This window comes from Actinorectispora metalli (genome assembly GCF_056323685.1).
Genome location: NZ_JBREYE010000001.1, coordinates 2,054,950 through 2,071,973 on the forward strand (window position 1 = coordinate 2,054,950; position 17,024 = coordinate 2,071,973).

The following is a 17,024-nucleotide window of genomic DNA, read 5'->3' on the forward strand; positions in this document are numbered from 1 at the left end:
ATTTCGCAGCGTAAGGCATCTATTCTATTAAACATTCGCAGCTCAACACTATTGGTGAGGCAAACCTCGCTAAGTAACGGACAGAAGTCGCCGTCCGGGCGTCAGCGTCCGAAAAACGGCTGGTCAGCCACACCAAGCGGTTCCAGCTCGTCCCACCATTCCGCGGAGTCGCTCCAGCGCGCGAAGAAGGGGCGATTGGTCAGCGACTCGTCGCGAGCCTGGAGAAAGCGCAGTGCGATGGCCTTGGTGTTGTCGGGAAGGCGCACTTCGCCGTCGACGGCCACCTTGCCCGGAGTCGCGGACATGACCGGACCGCGTGCGGTTCGGCCGAGTCCGGACAGTTGTGTGACCGCTTCGCGGTAAATGTTTGCGGCCTCCAGCAAAGGAAGGCCGAAGTACCGCCGGGCGCCGGTGTCCCGTTCCACGAACATGTAGTACGGATGGATGCCGAGCTCGACCTGCTTCTGCCACATGGTGGTCCACACCTGCGGCGAATCGTTGACGTAGCGCACCACCGGCGCCTGCGAGCGCAGCTTCGCGCCGGTCTGGACCAACCGCGTGATGGCCTTCTGCGCAAGCTCGGTCTCCAACTCGCGGTGGTGCGAGAAGTGCAGCATGAACGCCACATGCTTGCCCGCGTCCGAGACCTTGGCGAACAGTCGCAGCAGTTCGTCGGCGTCGGGTTCGGCGATGAACCGGTTGGGGTCGAAGGACAACGCCTTGGTGCCGATGCGCACCGAGCGGACGTGCGCGAGTTCGGGTTCCAGCAGCGGTTCGAGGTAGCTGCGGACGAGTTCGGTGCGCATGACCATCGGATCGCCGCCGGTGAAGATCACGTCGGTGATCTCCGGATGCGCCAACAGGTGCTCGCGCATCACCTCGGGACCGGACACCGCGAGCTTGAGGTCGGCGTCGCCGACGAACTGCGCCCAGCGGAAGCAGTAGCCGCAGTAGGAGTGGCAGGTCTGGCCTTGGCGGGGGAACACCAGCATGGTCCGGCGGTACTTGTGTTGCAGGCCCCAGCGCTCGACGCCCTCTTCCCTCGGCACATTCAGCTCAAGCTGCTCGCCCGGATGCGGGTTGAGCTCGGCCCTGACCTTGGCGACCGCCTCCGCAAGCTGCTGCTTGTCGTCCAGCGCCTCCTCCACGAACTTGAAGTGCTCGGGGTCGAGCATGTCGCGGTGCGGGAAGACCAGGCGGTAGATCGGGTCGTCCGGCGCGGCCGACCAGTCGATCAGGTTGTCCACCACGTACTCGCTCACCTTGAACGGGAGCACCTGGGAGACCACCCGGACGTCCCGGGCCAGTTCGGCGTCCGCGCCGCGGTCCAGTACCAGGTCCACGAGACGACGGCCGGAGATCGGTCGAGCTGCCACGCAATCCACCTTCGGGGTAGACGGACTCTGCCAGCCACGGTCACCGGGGGCGGCAGGTTGGTCCAGCCGGGGACGCGACGCTCCGGTGCAGCCGAGGTCTGTACATACTCGCGGATGACGGGTTACGCCGAACAGGTGTAGAAGGGAAAAATCTGTAACGTTAAAGCGAGTTCGGACGATTGGACGCACCACATTCCGGGTAAAACCACCGATTCGGCGGTTGTTGCCGTGTCAATCAAATGGTGCGGCGCCCCGACAGCGCGCGCCCCAGCGTCAGCTCGTCGGCGAACTCCAGGTCCCCGCCCATCGGCAGCCCCGAGGCCAGCCGGGTGACGGTGAGGCCGGGGAAGTCTCGCAATAGCCGGACCAGGTAGGTCGCGGTGGCCTCCCCCTCCGTGTTGGGGTCGGTCGCGATGATCACCTCGGTCACGTCGGGGTCACCCTCGGCGCTGCCGCCCAGCCTCGTCAGCAACTCGCGGATGCGCAGTTGGTCGGGCCCGATCCCGGACAGCGGGTCAAGGGCGCCGCCCAATACGTGGTAGCGGCCCTTGAACTCGCGGGTGCGCTCCACCGCGAGCACGTCCTTGGGCTCCTCGACCACGCAGATCAGCGCGGGGTCGCGCCGGGCGTCGCGGCAGATGCGGCAGCGCTGCTCCTCGGAGACGTTGCCGCAGATCTCGCAGAAGACGACGCCTTCCTTGACCTTTTGCAGCACCTCTTGGAGCCGCCCGATGTCCACCGGGTCGGCGGCCAGCAGGTGGAAGGCGATGCGCTGGGCGCTTTTCGGCCCCACCCCCGGCAGCCTGCCGAGTTCCTCGATCAGGTCCTGGACCGGTCCCTCGTACAACGCGGGTCTGCCTAGAAGCCCGGCAGCATGCCGCCGAGGTCCATGCCGCCACCACCAGCGCCCGCCAGCGGGCCCATCTTCTTGGCGGCGAGTTGCTGGACCTGCGTGCTGGCATCGCGGACCGCGGCCACCACCAGGTCGGCCAGCGTCTCGGTGTCCTCGGGGTCGACGGCCTTGGGGTCGATGGTGACGGCCTTGAGCTCGCCGGTGCCGGTCACGGTCGCGGTGACCAGGCCGCCGCCCGCGCTGCCGGTGACCTCGGCCTCGGCCAGCTCGGCCTGGGCGGCCATCAGCTGCTGCTGCATCTTCTGCGCCTGCGCCACGAGCTGCTGCATGTTCGGTTGCCCACCGGGTCGCACGGCGACTCCTCTCGCTGCCTGCTGGTTCGGTTCCAGCCTATAGACCGCCGCGCCATCGGACCGACGGGATCGCGGTTTAGGGCGAGTGCCGCCGCACCCGCCATGGGAAGTGCTAGGTGATCTTGCTGGCGTCGAACTCCTGGGTGAGGAGGTCGATCGCGATGGCCTCGGGGTCGCGGCTGTCGCCCGGGGCGGCGATGCGGGCTTCGGCGAGCATCTCCTCTTCGTCCACCGGCTCCGGTGGGAGAGGCTCCTCGGGCGGTTCCGGCGGCAGCGGCGGCCCGTCGGAGCTGGCGGCAGATGCGGCGGCAGCAACGGACGGGCGGGTCAGCGGCGGACGGCCTGCGTCGGCGGGCCGAGCCTGCGGCTGTTCGGGCTGGCCCGCGGGGCGGGTCGGCCTGGTCACCTGATGCCGGACGGGCGCGGGAGCGGGGGCGCCGCCGTTTCCGCCCGCGGGGGCAGCTGATCCGGCCCCACCGGACGGTTCGCAGCGGATGCGCCAGTTTCCGCCGAGCACCTCGGTGATGCCCTGGGCGATCACATCGGCGTTGCGGCTCTCGGAAAGCCTGCGCACCAGCGGCGCCGCCGGGTGCACCAGCACGATCTCGTCGCCTTCGACGCTGCGCACGGTGGCGTTGGACAGCATCGCCTCGGTGCTCCGGCTGATCTTGCGGACCACGGCGAGCACCTCTGGCCACACCCGGCGTACCGCGGCGGCGTCGATTCCGCCGACCGCGGCGGGCGCTTCCTGTTGCGGCGCGGGCTGATCCGCGGCAGGCGGCGGCTCGACCGGGACTTCCGGCGCGGCCGGTGGCGCAGCTTCGGGACTGGCCTGCGGCCGAGCGGGCTCGGTCGTCGGTGCTGGCCGCTCGGTCGGAGCGGCGGCACGCGGTTCGGCCGGTGCGGACCGGTCGGGCGCCTGCTCCGATGCCGCGGGTCCTTCCGTCGTGGGTGTGCCGCGCTCGTCGGACGCGGCTCGCTGCGTTGCGGGCGTGCCGCGCTCGGAGGCGGCTCGTTCGGCGGGGGTTTGACTGCGGCGCTGGAAGGTGCGTCCCGCGGTTTCCGCGGGTTCGACAGCAGGCGCTCCCGGCGCGGGCGGCGCGGCGGGGGCGGGCTTGGCCACCGGCTGCGCCACGGGCGCGGGGCCCGCCGGGGCCGGACCGGCCGCTGTGACTCGGCGTTCCAGCCGCTCGACCCGTTGCAGCAGTGCCGATTCGGCGTCGCTGGCCGAGGGCAGCAGCATCCGGGCGCAGAGGAGTTCCAGCAGCAGCCGAGGCGCGGTGGCGCCGCGCATATCGGTCAGTCCGGTGTGGACGATCTCGGCGAAGCGGGAGAGCGTGCCCGCGCCCAGCTTCTCGGCCTGTGCGCTCATCCTGGCCAGTTGGTCGCCCGAGGTGTCGATCAGCCCACGCGCGGCGGCGTCCGGAACGGCCTGCACCAGTACGAGATCACGGAGCCGGTCGAGCAGGTCGGTGGCGAAGCGGCGCGGGTCGTGCCCTGCCTCCACCACCTTGTCGACGGTGCCGAACACGGCGGCGCCGTCACCCGCGGCGAGTGCGTCCACCATGTCGTCGATCAACGCGATGTCGGTGACGCCAAGCAGCGACACCGCCCGCTCGTAGGTGACGCCCTCCGGTCCGGCACCGGCCAAAAGCTGGTCCAGCACACTGAGCGTGTCTCGCCCTGAACCGCCACCCGCCCGGATGACCAGCGGGAACACCGCAGGCTCCACGGTGACCTGCTCTTCTGCGCAGATCCGGTCCACCAGTTCACGCATGGACCCCGGCGGCATCAGCCGGAACGGGTAGTGGTGGGTCCGCGACCGGATGGTGGGCAGCACCTTCTCCGGTTCGGTGGTGGCGAAGATGAAGATCAGGTGCTCCGGCGGCTCTTCCACGATCTTCAGCAGGGCGTTGAAGCCCTGCGTCGTGACCATGTGCGCCTCGTCGATGATGAACACCCGATAGCGGGACTCGGCGGGGGCGTAGAAGGCGCGGTCGCGCAGTTCGCGGGCGTCGTCCACACCGCCGTGGCTGGCCGCGTCGAGTTCCACCACATCCACCGTGCCGGAGCCCTCGGGGGCCAGCGCGATGCAGGAGTTGCAGGTACCGCAGGGGTCGGGGGTGGGGCCCTGTTCGCAGTTGAGCGAGCGCGCCATGATGCGGGCGCTGGAGGTTTTTCCGCAGCCCCGCGGCCCGGAGAACAGATAGGCGTGGTTGACCCGCCCGGCCGCGAGCGCGGTCCTCAGCGGTTGGGTGACGTGTTCCTGCCCGACCAGTTCGGCGAAGCTCGCCGGTCGGTACTTGCGATAGAGAGCCAGCGCCACGGGCCCGACTCTAAGGGGTAGGACCGACAGTTTGCGATGCGGGCTGCCATTGCCGAACTGAACAACGAGCCGACCAAAGCCAGTGCTGCCCGCCCCGGTCGGGGTCATAACGTCGCTCATCTACGGCGTTGCGGAGAGGTGAGCGGGCGATGGTCATCGACAAGGCGGCGCCGGACTCGCTCGGCCCGGTCTGGCCGTTGGCCAGGATCGCGTGGCTAGACGTGCTGCGCGGATTCGCTCTATTGGGCATCCTGATGGTCAACATCACCGTCTTCGCGTTCCTTGACCACCCCGGCGGCCCGGTGGACGAGCTCAACGACCCGGCGTTCCGGGCGATCAGGGTGCTCTTCCACGGCAAGTTCTATGTGTTGTTCTCGTTCCTGTTCGGCTACGGCTTCGCGCTGGCCATGCGCAAGGCCCGCCGCAGCGGAGCGGCGATCAACTCCCCGTGGTGCAGGCGCCTGCTGTTGTTGGCCGCGTTGGGTTTGGCGCACGGCATCCTCGTGTTCCAGTTGGACATCCTGCTCTGCTACGGCGTGCTCGGCTTCCTCCTGCTCGCGGCGCGCGATGTGCGGCCACGGACCGCCGTGCGCATCGCGCTCGGCCTGCTGGCGGCGGTGTTCGTGGTGTACCTGGTCCAGGCGCTGATGGCACTCGGCGGCCCCGCGGACACGGCCGAACTTCAGGAGAGCTACGTCGAGGACGTGGAGGCCTACCAGGGCTACTACGGGCTCGCGGACCTGATCAACCTGCGGATGGGCGACTACTTCTACTTCCTGCCCGACCTGATGCTGGTGTTCTGGCCCAGCGTGCTGGCGATGTTCCTACTGGGTCTGGCGGCGGGCAGGCTGCGGCTGCTGGAGAACACCGAGCAGTGGCCAACCCGCCGTCTGTGGCAGCTACTCGCGGCGGGCGTGGTCATCGGCGCCCGGGCGCCCTAATGCTGGGCTCCATCACCCGCGGCGAGGACTCCACTGCGGAGGCACTGCTGGTCACGGGCTTCGCCGAGGTCACCGCGCCTGCGCTGACCGCGGCCTATGTGTGCGGGCTCATGCTGCTCTGGCGCACCCGGCCGGGCTCGTGGCTGCTGGGCCTGCTCGCCCCGGCAGGACGCCTGGCGCTGAGCAACTACCTCGCGCAGTCGCTGGTCTGTGCGTTCATCTTCACCGGTTACGGCCTGGCGCTGGTCGATGAGGTCTCCGCGAGCGAGCTCATCCCGATGGCCGCCGCCATCTACCTGGCTCAGGTCACCCTCAGCCACGTCTACCTGCGGTTTTACCGGATCGGGCCGGTGGAGTGGCTGCTGCGCTCGTTCACCTATCTGCGCAAGCCCTGACCTGGGAAAATAGGCGGACCCCGCGTACCCGTCAGAGCCCGCTTATCCTTGCTGCCTTCCGGCCCTGGGGAGGTTCACAGGATGGACGCCACGCGAGGTCCGAGTTCAGTGTAGCGGTCCGATACCAAAGTCGCTGCCTGCGGGCGGCCGTATACGAAAGTCTCGTCAAGACCCTTCCAAATGTGGCAGCTTCACGGCCCTGACCTGCGTAGGTTCTTCCCAGCACATTCGATGTAGGGGGAGAGCATGACGGTCAACGAGGTCGCACCGCGGGAATTGGGGCCGGTGCGACCCGCCGCGCGAATCGCCATCCTGGATGTCCTGCGCGGGTTCGCGCTGTTCGGCATCCTGATGGTCAACATCACCCTGTTCGGGTACGGGAACCACGTCGCCGCGATGCCCGACGACGGGCTGAGCAAAGCGGGCGAGTTCGTCATCACCGCGTTCTTCCAGGGCAAGTTCTACGTGTTGTTCTCGTTCCTGTTCGGCTACGGCTTCGCGGTCGCGCTGCGCAGGTCGGAGGAGCGGGGCAAATCCATCCGCGGGCCGTGGGGGCGGCGACTGCTGTTGCTGCTGGTGATGGGTATCGCGCACGGCATCCTGCTGTTCCAAGGCGACATCCTGACCTGCTACGGCATCGTCGGCCTGATCATGCTGGCGGCGCGCAACGTAAGTCCGCGAAAGGCCGTCCGCGTCGCCATCATCCTGATGGCCTACCTGGTCGTGGTGTTCGGACTGCTGTACTGGCTGCTCACCATCGCGGGCCCGCAGCCCGCTGTCGGCGCCGAAGTGGTGGCCCGGGAGTGGGCCGCCTACCGGGGTTCCTTCGGTGACGTGGTGACCGCGCGGGCGACCGACTACGCGCTCTTCCAGCCGGTGCTGGTGCTCGTCTTCTGGCCGAGCGTGCTGGCGATGATGTTCCTCGGCCTGGCCGCGGGCAAGGCCCGCTTCCTGGACAACCCGGACCGCTTCAACTCGGCAACCCTGTGGAAGGTCGCAGGCCTCGGGGTGCTGATCGGCGTCCCCGGCGGGATCTTCGCGGCACTGACCTTCACCGGGATGGGCACCGACGCGATCGGCATCGCCGGCCAGGGCGTCAGCGAGTTGACCGCGCCGTTCCTCACCGCGGCCTACATCAGCGGCCTGATCCTGCTGTGGCGCACCGGCCCCGGCCGCCGCGTCCTGTCCTGGCTGGCCCCAGCGGGCCGGATCGCGCTGACGAACTACCTCAGCCAGTCGCTGATCTGCGCGTTCCTGTTCACCGGCTACGGATTCGGTCTGACCGGCAAGGTGTCCGTGCCCGCCGCGATGCTGATAGTGATCGCGATCTACGTGGTGCAGGTCGCCTGGAGCAACCTCTACCTGCGGCACTTCAGCATCGGCCCGGTGGAGGCGGTGCTGCGCTCCTTCACCTACCTCCGCCGCCAGTCACTGCGCTGAGCCCGCCAGGGCGAAGTTCCGGGCCGTCAGCGCTTCGGCGACCACTGATTTGATGGCAGCGGAACGGTTGTAGAGGAACTCGGTGAAGCGCAGGTCTTCACCGGGTGCGGGCGCGAGCCAGCCGGTCAGCCGGTGCACCGCGACGAGGGAGACCTGGTACCAGGCCTCAAGCTGGTCGACGACATCCTTGGTGAGTTCGGCCGGGTCGTAGGGGAAGCCCTCGTCGGCGGACAGGTCGTCATCGGCCATGTCGAAGGACGTCTCCCAGTCCGGTTCGCCGTCGGTCCACACGGTGGCGTGGCTGAAGAGTTCCGCCTCGATCCATTGGATGCGGGCGATCCTGGTGCCCGCCGAGCAGGCCCGAAGCTGCTCATCCGCGTCACCGAACTCGAAGTGCGGGTCGATCAGCACCGTCCACCCCGTGGCGGTGGCAGCGATCGAGGGCCAACGCGCGCCGAGGCAGTCCGCCTCCGGGAGGGCGAGTCTCCGCTCGCCCAAACTGCCATTGAGCAGTGCGGCAACGGCTTCGGCGTCCCGGTTCTGGACGAGGACGTGGCATCCGGCCTTTCCCATGGCGGACAGCATGCCGCTCACACCCGAATATCAGAAGCTGGTTTGCGCCATCGGGTGGTGAAATCTCGGTTCGGGGTCAGGCTTTAACCCGGTCGGCTGACACGTTTCGGCATGGACGCTCCCGCTCGCGTGCCCCGCACCGCGGCAACCGTCGGCGTCACGGTGAACAAGGTCAGCGGCCGCCACGAGGCCTAGGCCTGAACTGGAACCGGCGGGTGGCGCGCGTCGGGGGAAGTGCGCCACCCGCCGGGGCTTGGAAGGCCGAGTGTTACGAGGAGAGCTTCTTGCTCTCTTCCCAGCACTTCGGGCAAGTAGGCCAGAGCCATTCGAGGTCGACCGGCTTGTGCTCGAGAAGGTTCACCTTCTCACCGGCCAACGTCAGCACCTGCTGAACTGGAATGGCATGCCGGGCCTTCGCCACCGGCACCCACAAGAACGCCCGACCTTCCATGGCTACAGAAAATCAGTTGCTGTGCCCAGCACCCAAGCTCCCTTCGAATGAATGTTCGTCGCGTCATCGAATGATTCGGTCCACTTCCGCCAAGATGGTTTCCATGGTGGAGAGGGCACGCACGGTTCGGGCACGGGAGCTCAGCGCAGCCTTGAAGAAGGCCATGAAGAAAGCGGGCGTGAAGAACAACGACATCATCGAGGCGACCGGTTGGGAGAAGACCAAGGTCAGCAAGTTGATCAACTGCACCCAAGGCTTCAACACGGAAAACGTGTCCGCTGTGTTGGTCGTCTGCGGCGTGGTCGGCTCCGAGCGCGAGCGACTGATGGAACTCTGCCGCCACGCTAACGAACGGGATTGGTGGCAGCGGCACGAGACCGACCTGCCCAGCGACATGCAGAGATTCTTCGACCACGAGTGCTCGGCGGCACAGCACTACTGCTTCCAATGCGTGGTCTTGCCTGGGTTGTTGCAGACCTCGGACTACTTTCGGGCGTTGCTCGAAGCATCACCCATCGTTCCACCCGAATGCCACGAAGAACGTCTCGCCGCGCGCCGCGAACGGCAATCGCTTCTCAACATGCCTCACGCAGGAAACCACACGTTTTTCCTGCATCTGCCCATCCTTCGCGCCGAAGTCGGCGGCAAACAAGTGATGTCGGAGCAGCTTCATCATCTACTGCGTCTCTCCGTGCGGCCGAACATCACGCTGCGAGTGATCACTGACGAAGCGCACGCCGGTAGCGGTGGTCCCTTCCAACTCTTCGAGTACGCCGAGGTTGATCCGGTCGCATACCTGGAGTCCACGATCTCTTCGCTCTTTTTCGAAAAGCCATCCGATGTCGCTGTCTACCGCAGAATCCTGAGGTCATTCGACAACGTCGCCCTTACCGAGAGCGACTCACGCGAGCTGATTAGTAGACTCGCAGGCAGCATGAGCGAGCCTCAGGAGGAACGCGATGTTGCCGACGGACGCCCGTCTGACCTGGCGGAAGAGCACTCGGAGCCCTGAGAGATCGGACTGCGTAGAGCTGGCTCGCTTCAGGGGTGGGGCCGCGATCCGTGACTCGAAGAGCCCTTCCGGACCAACCCTCCTTTTCGCTGCTCAGCCCATGTCTCGGTTCCTGGCGGCGGCAAGGTCCGGTGAATTCAGTCCTTGAAGCTGCCGTCCGACCTCGTCTGGTGCCTTCGGAGTACGTGGTTGCACTGGGGGCAACTTCTCAGCGCGATCCCCCGAACGATGAACCCCGGCCACGCATAGACCAACCACCGCAGTCCCCTGACCAGCGGCGGCATCGTGCACGTCCGACAATCCCGACACCCAGCCACGTCCGCTCCCCCACGTCGCGAAAACTCTTACCGCCCACGCTACCCACCGCCCTACCCTCGATCAGGTGACGAAGCCGACAGGCCCGATCGACAGCAGTCGATCTCCACGCTACGTGGGCGAAGCGACCTACGCCCGCCTCCCGCGCACCGACCAGGTGGACCACACCGACATCACTGTGATCGGCGTCCCCTTCGACGGCGGCACCTCCTACCGCCCCGGCGCCCGCTTCGGCCCCCGCGCGATCCGCGAGGGCAGCCGCCAACTCCGCACCTACCACCCCGCCCTCGACCTCGAGCCCTTCGCCAACCTCCAAGTCGCCGACGGCGGCGACATCGCCCTCAACCCCATCAACCTCCCCGAAGCCGTCGAAACCCTCGAAGCCGCCGCCAACGACATCCTCGACACCGGCTCAGCTCTGGTGACCCTCGGCGGCGACCACACCATCTCCCTTCCGCTCTTGCGTGCCCACGCCCGCCAACACGGCCCGGTAGCCCTCCTCCACTTCGACGCCCACCTCGACACCTGGGACACCTACTTCAAGCAGCCCTACAACCACGGCTCCCCCTTCCGCCGAGCCCACGAAGAATCCCTCCTCGACACCGAAGCCCTCTCCCACATCGGCATCCGAGGCTCCCTCTACGGCCGCAAAGACCTGGAAGACGACCGCCGCATGGGCTTCGGCATCGCAACCTCCGCCGACGTCCTACGCCGAGGCGTAGACGAGATCACCGACATGCTCCGCACCCGAATCGGCGCCCGCCCCACCTACATCTCCATCGACATCGACGTCCTGGACCCCGCCCACGCCCCCGGCACCGGCACCCCCGAAGCAGGCGGCATGACCAGCCGAGAACTCCTGGAAATCCTCCGCGGCCTGGCAGGCCTCAACATCATCGGCGCCGACGTCGTCGAGGTAGCCCCGCCCTACGACCACGCCGAAATCACCTCAATAGCCGCCGCCAACATCTCCTACGACCTGGTCAGCCTCCTGGCCATGAACCTGGACAAACGAGAAGTCACCGCTTCTTAGTCAGCGTCACCACAACCGTGGCATCCTTCGCCACCCGCGTCCCCGGCGCGGGCTCAATACTGAGCACCCGCCAATTGCTGTACTTCAGCGGAATCTTGTCCTCAGGATCAGCCGACGCATAGGTCACCCCGGTAAGCCCCAACTCCTTCAACTCCTCCGCCGCAAGCTGCCCGTTCTTCCCCTCCATCGCAGGCAACTCCACCTCGGCGGCCACCTCCGAACTCGTCGGCGCGGGCTCACTCGACGGCGCAGGCGCGGGCTGCTCCGGCGGCTTCCCCTCACAACCCGACAGCGTCAACGCGACAGCTGCCGCCACGACAGCAAAAAGGTGGCGAGTCACTGGACCTCCCCTGGTCACCCCTCTGCCACCTCATATACCCACCCCGACACCCAACGGCACATCCATCACCCTTCGGAGTGGGGACGCCGCTAAGCGAGCCCGACATCTCGCGCAACGTCGGCCAACAGCGTGTTGATCACCCGGTTGCTGCGCCCCCAATCGACGCCCGAGCCCCGGATCTGGATCGCGATCTGAACCTCCGTACTGCGCGAATCGCCCGCGACCACGGTGGTGATGACGCCCGGATAGGTCAGGATGGACCTCGGCAGCCGCGCCTCGAACAGGCACCCGTCAACCGCCTGCACCACCCGGTTCCACGGAGTTCCGTTGCGGGCCAACGCACACAGCAGGGCGACCATAACCTCACCCACCGGTTTGGCGAACGTCCTGGAACGAGTCTTCCCAGTCCGCACACCAAGCGCCTTGTAAAGCTGATATCCCGCCAAATCACTCGCAACCCCAGCCGCGGCCACCACGGTGCCCGCAGCGCCGCCAACGGCGCCAACCAGGCCAGCACCCGGCCCCAGAAATTCGCGGAGCGACATCGCCTTCGGGGCAAACTGGGCCGCCTGCTCGATCCGCGCCCGCACCCCCGCGATTTCCATCAGCACGTCGAACCGATGTTCCCCGCCCCACTGCATCTCCGAACCCATGCCGCCCCCTCGCGCCGCGCGAACAGCTACGAGTGCTGAGTCGCCCCGCGAACGAGGAACATTGCGCCCTCACCCGCCCCGTTACCCACCCGTTGACGAACCGATTCCCCGCCGCCCGGTCGGTCAGGACTGCTTGAGAATGCGTAGTTCCTCATGGCTGACGTCGAAGCGGAACTCCGACTTGTCGGGCCAAATCAGTGCGTGCTTGTGGGGACTGACCTGAGGTGCGTGCGGCGCCACCTCATGCCAAACCAGTTTGGGCGGCGGATTGTCGGCTGGAGCGCCGAGGCTCGGGCCCGTGTCGACCACGCCGACGTGCGAGGCCGAGTACACCAGCCACGGGTTCTCCGCCGCCATCGCCGCATCAACCAACCCGAGCGCTTGGGCGTTCTCCGGCCCCCGCACGGAGCCCTGCCGAAAAGAACCACTGGCGATCACGCCGCCAGCGACGGTCAGCACGACCCGCATCGCGACTTCGAACGGGATGCGAATGAGGTTCCAGAAGAACCGGCGGATCAGGCGCTGGCCCTTGATCGTGCCGTCGCTGCGCCTGCCGGGCACAAAGAAATCGGGGCCAACATCGCCCAAGTGGATCGCGACCACCGGTTCGCGCCACTGGCCTTCGACCAGGGCGCGCACCAGGGGACGGAATTCAGGATTCGGTGCAACCACGGCTAGATGTCCAGGTTGTCGCGGGTCTCGTCCACGCTGTGGTCGCCGCCGATGCCGCTCTTGTTGAACATCGGCCCGTCCTCGCGCCGTTCCGCGTTGACCTCTTTGCCCACGCCCTTCGCAGCCCCGGCGCCTGCCTTGATACCGACACCGGTAGCCAGCGGACCGACCCCGGCGTGAGTGCCGAAGGCGGTGGTGATCACCCGGCGGCTGGGCATGAACACATCCTGGTCAGCGACCTTGCCGATCAGCGGCATACTCCGTTCGCCCGCCTTGACCGTCTTGCCGATGTTGAGCTTGTTCGCGAACGTCATGGTCTTCTCGGTGAACTTCGCCAGGAACGCCATGAACTCGTCCAGCAGCTTGCCGAATTTGCCCAGGTACCTGGTGACCTTCTGGAAGACACTGGCCGCCTTGGCCACGGACGCGGTCATGGCCGCCGCGACCGAACTGCCGAAGGAGATCACCGACGCGGCCAGCGCGGGCAGCCAGATGGTGATCAGCCAGGACACCAACTCGGAGATGATGGCCTTGATCACCTCTTCGATGACCACCATCACCATCGACCACATCTGGAGAACTTCGGCGACCGAGCCCGCGGCCGAGCCGACACCGCGGATGCCGGTGGAGAACTCCGCCAACACCTTGCGCGCCTCGGCGCCTGCCGCGTCCACCCACTCCTTCAGCGCGCTGTCGCCGGTCTTCTCGAAGTCCTCGGCCAACGCGACGAAGCCCTGCGCCATGCTGACGAAGTTGTCCGAGGCGTGCCCGATGGCCGGACCGTCGCCACTGACCTGATGCAACGCGTCCTGCAACGGCTGGACAAGCTCGAGCAGGATGTTCAGCCCGTTGCTGACCAGCCAGCCGATCGGGTCCATCACGAAGGTGGTCACGTCCATCGCGGCGCCGCTCACGAAGGACGCCCCGTCCCCCACCAGCTTGCCGCCCGCCGCGGCCAGGTCGCCGACATCATCGGCCTGACCAAGCTCCTGGGCGTGCGCGGAGATGGACTTGCCCGCCTTATAGGCATCACCGAGGATCGGCGTCTTTTTGGCCGCACGGTCGGCGTTGGCGCCGAAGCTCTCGTCGTAGTCGGAGGTGCCGAGCGCGTCGGCGATGCTCTGCTTCGGCTCGGTCATGGCGTCCCTCCGAACCTGATCACCGCACCGTCCTCGGCGTTCTGATAGTTGGTGGCGGTGTCGAGCATCCTGTCGGACAGCGTGTCAACGCCCTCCTTCATCGCAGCCAGCAACTCCCGCAGATCACCAAGCCGCTCTGTGTAGGCGCCCTTGGCGAAGGCCCCCATGACGCCCCAGGCCTCATTGGTCACATCGGCCTCATCAACGAGCCTGCCGAACTTGTCGGCCTCGGACTGGTAGTAACCCAGTTGGCTCGCATAGGACTTCAGCGCCGGTATGTAGACGTCGATCTTTTCGGAGCTGGTCATCGGTCCCGCCCTCAGAATCGCGGCTTGTCGCCATAGATGCTGTAGTCGTCGAAGTACTCGTCGTCGTCCCGCGCCGCGGCCCGCTTCGACTCCGGCGCCTGCCGACCGTGATGAGACGTCGTTTCCTGCGTCGCGGTTCCCAACGCTTCGGCCTGCGCCTGCCGAACCTGATCGGCGGTGTTGAGGCCAAACGCCTCACCGACCGTCTCATCCACGATGCCCGCCTGCTTGCGCACAGCCTCGGCAACCGCCTCCCGCAGCGTCGCCATGATCGTGGCGGCCAGCGCGGGCGCGGGCTGACGCACCGCGTCCGGGCTGAGCTGAAGATCCAACACCGCGCCCCCGGCACCCGCGACCACCCGCACAGTGCGGTCCGGCGAGGTCGCGACCGCTTGCAACTCCCCCAGCCGCTCCTGCATATCCCCAACGCCGCTGAACTTCACCTCGGCCTGCTTGATCTTGGCCTGGAACTTCTCGAACTCGGCGGCAAGCCGTTCCAAGTCGGCAGACACAGTCGCTCCTCGATCCGGCACACAGTTGCCCCGACAGCATGCCAGGGGTCCCGGCTACGCGGGCGAAAACCCGAAAACCAGCCGACAGCGGCATAGCGCCCCGACATCAGGTGAGCCTTGGAGATCTCCGGCGAGCAAACATGCTTTTCCCGATTTCCTCAATGCATTGTGCGAACATTCGCCCGGATTGTTCCCCCCTGATCGGGAAGGATAGGGTTATGCACGTATTCTTTGGGCTGCGTGAGAAGCTCCACAGAAGCATCTTCGCGTTTTAGGCTGTGGCATCCTGACATCGCCACCAGCAAGCGGTATCCGGGGGATAAGGTCAAAGTGGACGTCTTAGAGAAAGTTCCTTTACTGGCGGTTTTCCTCGACCGACTGGGATGGTCTCCGGAGAGGCTGGCCAGGGAGATCAATCGGACCTGGGGAGCTGGCACCGTCAGCTCCAAGGCTCCTTACCACTGGTTGAAAGGCGCATTTCCCCGCGGTGAAATGCCATCCGTGGTCGCCGAGCTTCTTTCCGAGCAACTTCGGGAAAGAGTGACAGTCGAGGAACTCTGGCCGGACAAGTTCGCCGAGGAAAGCAGCGGGGGCGAAAAAGAGATCGAGAATTGGGACGCGCCATGGAGTGCGGAAGGAATATGGCGTTGCGCGACCATCTTCACCGCACCCGGCCCACCGCCGGTCGAACCGTTGCCCGATGGTGTGGTCATCGCCGCCGCGGTCGACTGGCTCACCTCGGATCAGCGGCCGTTCCGGCCGCGCACTGGTGGCCAGGATGTCGGCACCAGTGTGGTGGAGACCCTCGAATGCCGGATAACGCAGCTCAGACAACTCGATGACAACTGCGGCGGACCACTCATTCTCGACTGGGTCGTCCAAGACCTGTGGTGGGCCGCGGGACTGGCCAGGGATGGCTCCTACAACAGGGAAAACGGACTGCGCCTTTACCGGGCGGTCGCCGAGCTCGCCCAGTTGGCGGGCTGGCTGGCCGCGGATCTCGGCGACCATCCCCGCAGTGAACGCTATCTGCTCATCGGCCTGCGGGCGGCGCATATCTGCGGTGAACGGCTGCTCGGCGCCTATATCCTGTCCTGCCTCGGTTACAGCGCCGCATGGCTGGGCCGAGGTCAGCATTCGCTGCGGCTGAATCGCATTGCCCGCGATGGAATCCGCGCGGAGGAGCCCGGCATCGTGGCGGCACTCCTCGCCACCAGGCAGGCTCGAGCGCATGCGGCGCTGGGTGAGGAAGTGGCCTGCGGGAACGCGCTCACCGCCGCGGAGAGTCTTTTCGAGGATGGCAGGCGCAACCCTCGGCCCACCTGGGCGAAATGGGTCACCCCAGCGGTGTTCGCGGCGGACGCGGGACGGTCGTGGCTCGAACTGCGCTGGCCCGACTGCGCGGAGAAGGACCTCGCCAGGGGGCTGGAGCTGTTCGACGACGGGCCGCCGCGCGACCGCCTGCTGCACACTCTCTCCCTGGCCGGAGCCCGCTTCTCGCGGGGCGAGGTCGAGGGAGCCGCGGAGGTCGCCCACCGAGGCCTCGACCTCGGACAGCACCTGGCATCGGAGCGGGTCCGCACCCGGCTGCACAAGATGCACCGCGGCTTCAAGTCCGTCGACACCGCGGCGGCCAAGGACATCGCCGAGCGCATCGAGCAGGCTCTCGCCAGGTCGGCGGGCCGCGGGTAATCAGCCCGCGGGGTAGTTCACGCCCTCCTCGATGATGGTGAACACCTCGTCGAGGACGTCAGAGAAACGCTCCGCCCGCAGCGCCTTCGTACTCCATACGTCGAAGGCGCTGCGGTAGGCGTAGGTGAGCGCCCTCGCGGCCACATGCGGCCGCACGTCGGTCGCCGAGTCGACCCCCATCCGCTCGGCCATCGCGCCGATGACCTGGGCATGCTTCTCCTGGCCGCGTTCCAGGCTGCGGCCCAGCACGGCGGGGTTGCTCTCCATCAGGCGCTGGATGTAGTTGAACCGCTCCGCGTCGAAGCCGTATTCGCCGTCCTCGCAGGCCCGCATCACAGTCACCGCGGCCCGGTGCAGCGCCGTCACCACGGGCGAATCCGCGGGCTGTTCGGCAAGCGCGGCCATCAGCGCCTCGTGCTCCTCCTCCTGGTAGGCGAGCACGACGTCCTCTTTGGAGGCGTAGTAGCGGAAGAAGGTCCGTGAGGAGACGTCCACCGCATCGGCGATCTCCTCCACCGTGGTGGCCTCGAATCCCTTCTCCTGGAACAGCCGGAAGGCGGCCTTGGCCAGGTCGTCGCGCGTGCGCTGCTTCTTGCGTTCGCGCCTGCCGAGCTCCCCGGTCGTCTCCATATCCGCAGCG

20 protein-coding genes and 1 other RNA gene are annotated in these 17,024 nt (G+C 66.9%); 7 read left to right on the forward strand and 14 right to left on the reverse strand.

All coding sequences use genetic code 11. The features are described from left to right. Window positions 1-101: 101 nt before the first annotated feature. The 4 genes from ACU6XJ_RS09495 to ACU6XJ_RS09510 form a co-directional block, all read right to left on the reverse strand. Window positions 102-1,376, reverse strand: coding sequence for a KamA family radical SAM protein (locus tag ACU6XJ_RS09495; protein WP_476308673.1), 1,275 nt, complete (start codon window positions 1,374-1,376; stop codon window positions 102-104). A 235-nt stretch (window positions 1,377-1,611) separates the two neighbouring features. Beyond that, on the reverse strand, window positions 1,612-2,223 hold the full coding sequence (gene recR / locus ACU6XJ_RS09500; RefSeq protein WP_476308675.1) for a recombination mediator RecR: 612 nt from the start codon (window positions 2,221-2,223) through the stop codon (window positions 1,612-1,614). Between the two features lie 11 nt (window positions 2,224-2,234). Then, entirely contained in the window at window positions 2,235-2,558 is a 324-nt protein-coding gene (locus ACU6XJ_RS09505; RefSeq protein WP_476308678.1) for a YbaB/EbfC family nucleoid-associated protein, read from the reverse strand. 136 nt (window positions 2,559-2,694) lie between these two features. Next, a complete protein-coding gene (locus tag ACU6XJ_RS09510; RefSeq protein WP_476308681.1) occupies window positions 2,695-4,908 on the reverse strand; it encodes a DNA polymerase III subunit gamma and tau in 2,214 nt (737 codons plus the stop codon). 149 nt (window positions 4,909-5,057) lie between these two features. On the opposite strand from ACU6XJ_RS09510, the gene ACU6XJ_RS09515 reads away from it, so the two are divergent. Both ACU6XJ_RS09515 and ACU6XJ_RS09520 read left to right on the forward strand, forming a co-directional pair. After that, window positions 5,058-5,849 carry a DUF418 domain-containing protein gene (locus ACU6XJ_RS09515; protein WP_476308683.1) on the forward strand — a complete coding sequence of 264 codons (792 nt, stop codon included), beginning with the start codon at window positions 5,058-5,060 and terminating at the stop codon, window positions 5,847-5,849. Further along, window positions 5,849-6,244 carry a DUF418 domain-containing protein gene (locus ACU6XJ_RS09520; protein WP_476308686.1) on the forward strand — a complete coding sequence of 132 codons (396 nt, stop codon included), beginning with the start codon at window positions 5,849-5,851 and terminating at the stop codon, window positions 6,242-6,244. Before ACU6XJ_RS09515 ends, ACU6XJ_RS09520 begins: the two co-directional genes overlap by 1 nt. Before the next feature lie 8 nt (window positions 6,245-6,252). Here the strand turns inward: ACU6XJ_RS09520 and ffs are convergent. Beyond that, window positions 6,253-6,349: signal recognition particle sRNA small type (ffs, locus tag ACU6XJ_RS09525), an RNA gene on the reverse strand. Between the two features lie 141 nt (window positions 6,350-6,490). Here ffs and ACU6XJ_RS09530 point away from each other — a divergent pair. Further along, window positions 6,491-7,684 (forward strand): DUF418 domain-containing protein, encoded by a 1,194-nt coding sequence (locus ACU6XJ_RS09530; RefSeq protein ID WP_476308689.1) that lies wholly within the window; start codon window positions 6,491-6,493, stop codon window positions 7,682-7,684. Here the strand turns inward: ACU6XJ_RS09530 and ACU6XJ_RS09535 are convergent. Next, a complete protein-coding gene (locus ACU6XJ_RS09535) occupies window positions 7,673-8,257 on the reverse strand; it encodes a hypothetical protein (RefSeq protein ID WP_476308693.1) in 585 nt (194 codons plus the stop codon). The two genes, ACU6XJ_RS09530 and ACU6XJ_RS09535, sit on opposite strands and share 12 nt — an antisense overlap. 268 nt (window positions 8,258-8,525) lie before the next feature. Next, window positions 8,526-8,708 carry a hypothetical protein gene (locus ACU6XJ_RS09540; RefSeq protein ID WP_476308696.1) on the reverse strand — a complete coding sequence of 61 codons (183 nt, stop codon included), beginning with the start codon at window positions 8,706-8,708 and terminating at the stop codon, window positions 8,526-8,528. 103 nt (window positions 8,709-8,811) lie between these two features. Here ACU6XJ_RS09540 and ACU6XJ_RS09545 point away from each other — a divergent pair, with 103 nt between their 5' ends. From ACU6XJ_RS09545 to speB, 3 genes are all read left to right on the forward strand, one after another. Continuing rightward, window positions 8,812-9,720, forward strand: coding sequence for a DUF5753 domain-containing protein (locus tag ACU6XJ_RS09545; protein ID WP_476308698.1), 909 nt, complete (start codon window positions 8,812-8,814; stop codon window positions 9,718-9,720). Next, entirely contained in the window at window positions 9,668-9,868 is a 201-nt protein-coding gene (locus ACU6XJ_RS09550) for a DUF397 domain-containing protein (protein ID WP_476308701.1), read from the forward strand. Before ACU6XJ_RS09545 ends, ACU6XJ_RS09550 begins: the two co-directional genes overlap by 53 nt. A 234-nt stretch (window positions 9,869-10,102) precedes the next feature. Beyond that, window positions 10,103-11,068 carry an agmatinase gene (gene speB / locus ACU6XJ_RS09555; RefSeq protein ID WP_476308704.1) on the forward strand — a complete coding sequence of 322 codons (966 nt, stop codon included), beginning with the start codon at window positions 10,103-10,105 and terminating at the stop codon, window positions 11,066-11,068. Here the strand turns inward: speB and ACU6XJ_RS09560 are convergent. The 6 genes from ACU6XJ_RS09560 to ACU6XJ_RS09585 form a co-directional block, all read right to left on the reverse strand. Beyond that, a complete protein-coding gene (locus tag ACU6XJ_RS09560; protein WP_476308707.1) occupies window positions 11,055-11,384 on the reverse strand; it encodes a PASTA domain-containing protein in 330 nt (109 codons plus the stop codon). The two genes, speB and ACU6XJ_RS09560, sit on opposite strands and share 14 nt — an antisense overlap. Before the next feature lie 113 nt (window positions 11,385-11,497). Further along, a complete protein-coding gene (locus tag ACU6XJ_RS09565; RefSeq protein WP_476308709.1) occupies window positions 11,498-12,061 on the reverse strand; it encodes a hypothetical protein in 564 nt (187 codons plus the stop codon). A gap of 123 nt (window positions 12,062-12,184) precedes the next feature. Next, window positions 12,185-12,700 (reverse strand): hypothetical protein, encoded by a 516-nt coding sequence (locus tag ACU6XJ_RS09570; protein WP_476308712.1) that lies wholly within the window; start codon window positions 12,698-12,700, stop codon window positions 12,185-12,187. Between the two features lie 35 nt (window positions 12,701-12,735). Continuing rightward, entirely contained in the window at window positions 12,736-13,872 is a 1,137-nt protein-coding gene (locus tag ACU6XJ_RS09575) for a hypothetical protein (protein ID WP_476308715.1), read from the reverse strand. Beyond that, window positions 13,869-14,180, reverse strand: a complete 312-nt coding sequence (locus tag ACU6XJ_RS09580) for a hypothetical protein (RefSeq protein ID WP_476308718.1) — start codon at window positions 14,178-14,180, stop codon at window positions 13,869-13,871. The genes ACU6XJ_RS09575 and ACU6XJ_RS09580 overlap by 4 nt, the downstream gene beginning before the upstream one ends. 11 nt (window positions 14,181-14,191) lie before the next feature. Next, on the reverse strand, window positions 14,192-14,692 hold the full coding sequence (locus ACU6XJ_RS09585; RefSeq protein ID WP_476308721.1) for a YbaB/EbfC family nucleoid-associated protein: 501 nt from the start codon (window positions 14,690-14,692) through the stop codon (window positions 14,192-14,194). 540 nt (window positions 14,693-15,232) lie between these two features. On the opposite strand from ACU6XJ_RS09585, the gene ACU6XJ_RS09590 reads away from it, so the two are divergent. Next, window positions 15,233-16,384, forward strand: a complete 1,152-nt coding sequence (locus ACU6XJ_RS09590; protein WP_476308724.1) for a hypothetical protein — start codon at window positions 15,233-15,235, stop codon at window positions 16,382-16,384. Here the strand turns inward: ACU6XJ_RS09590 and ACU6XJ_RS09595 are convergent, their stop codons facing one another. Next, the gene (locus ACU6XJ_RS09595; RefSeq protein ID WP_476308727.1) at window positions 16,385-17,014 is read right to left on the reverse strand and encodes a TetR family transcriptional regulator; all 630 of its coding nucleotides are present in this window, start codon (window positions 17,012-17,014) and stop codon (window positions 16,385-16,387) included. Window positions 17,015-17,024 lie beyond the last annotated feature (10 nt).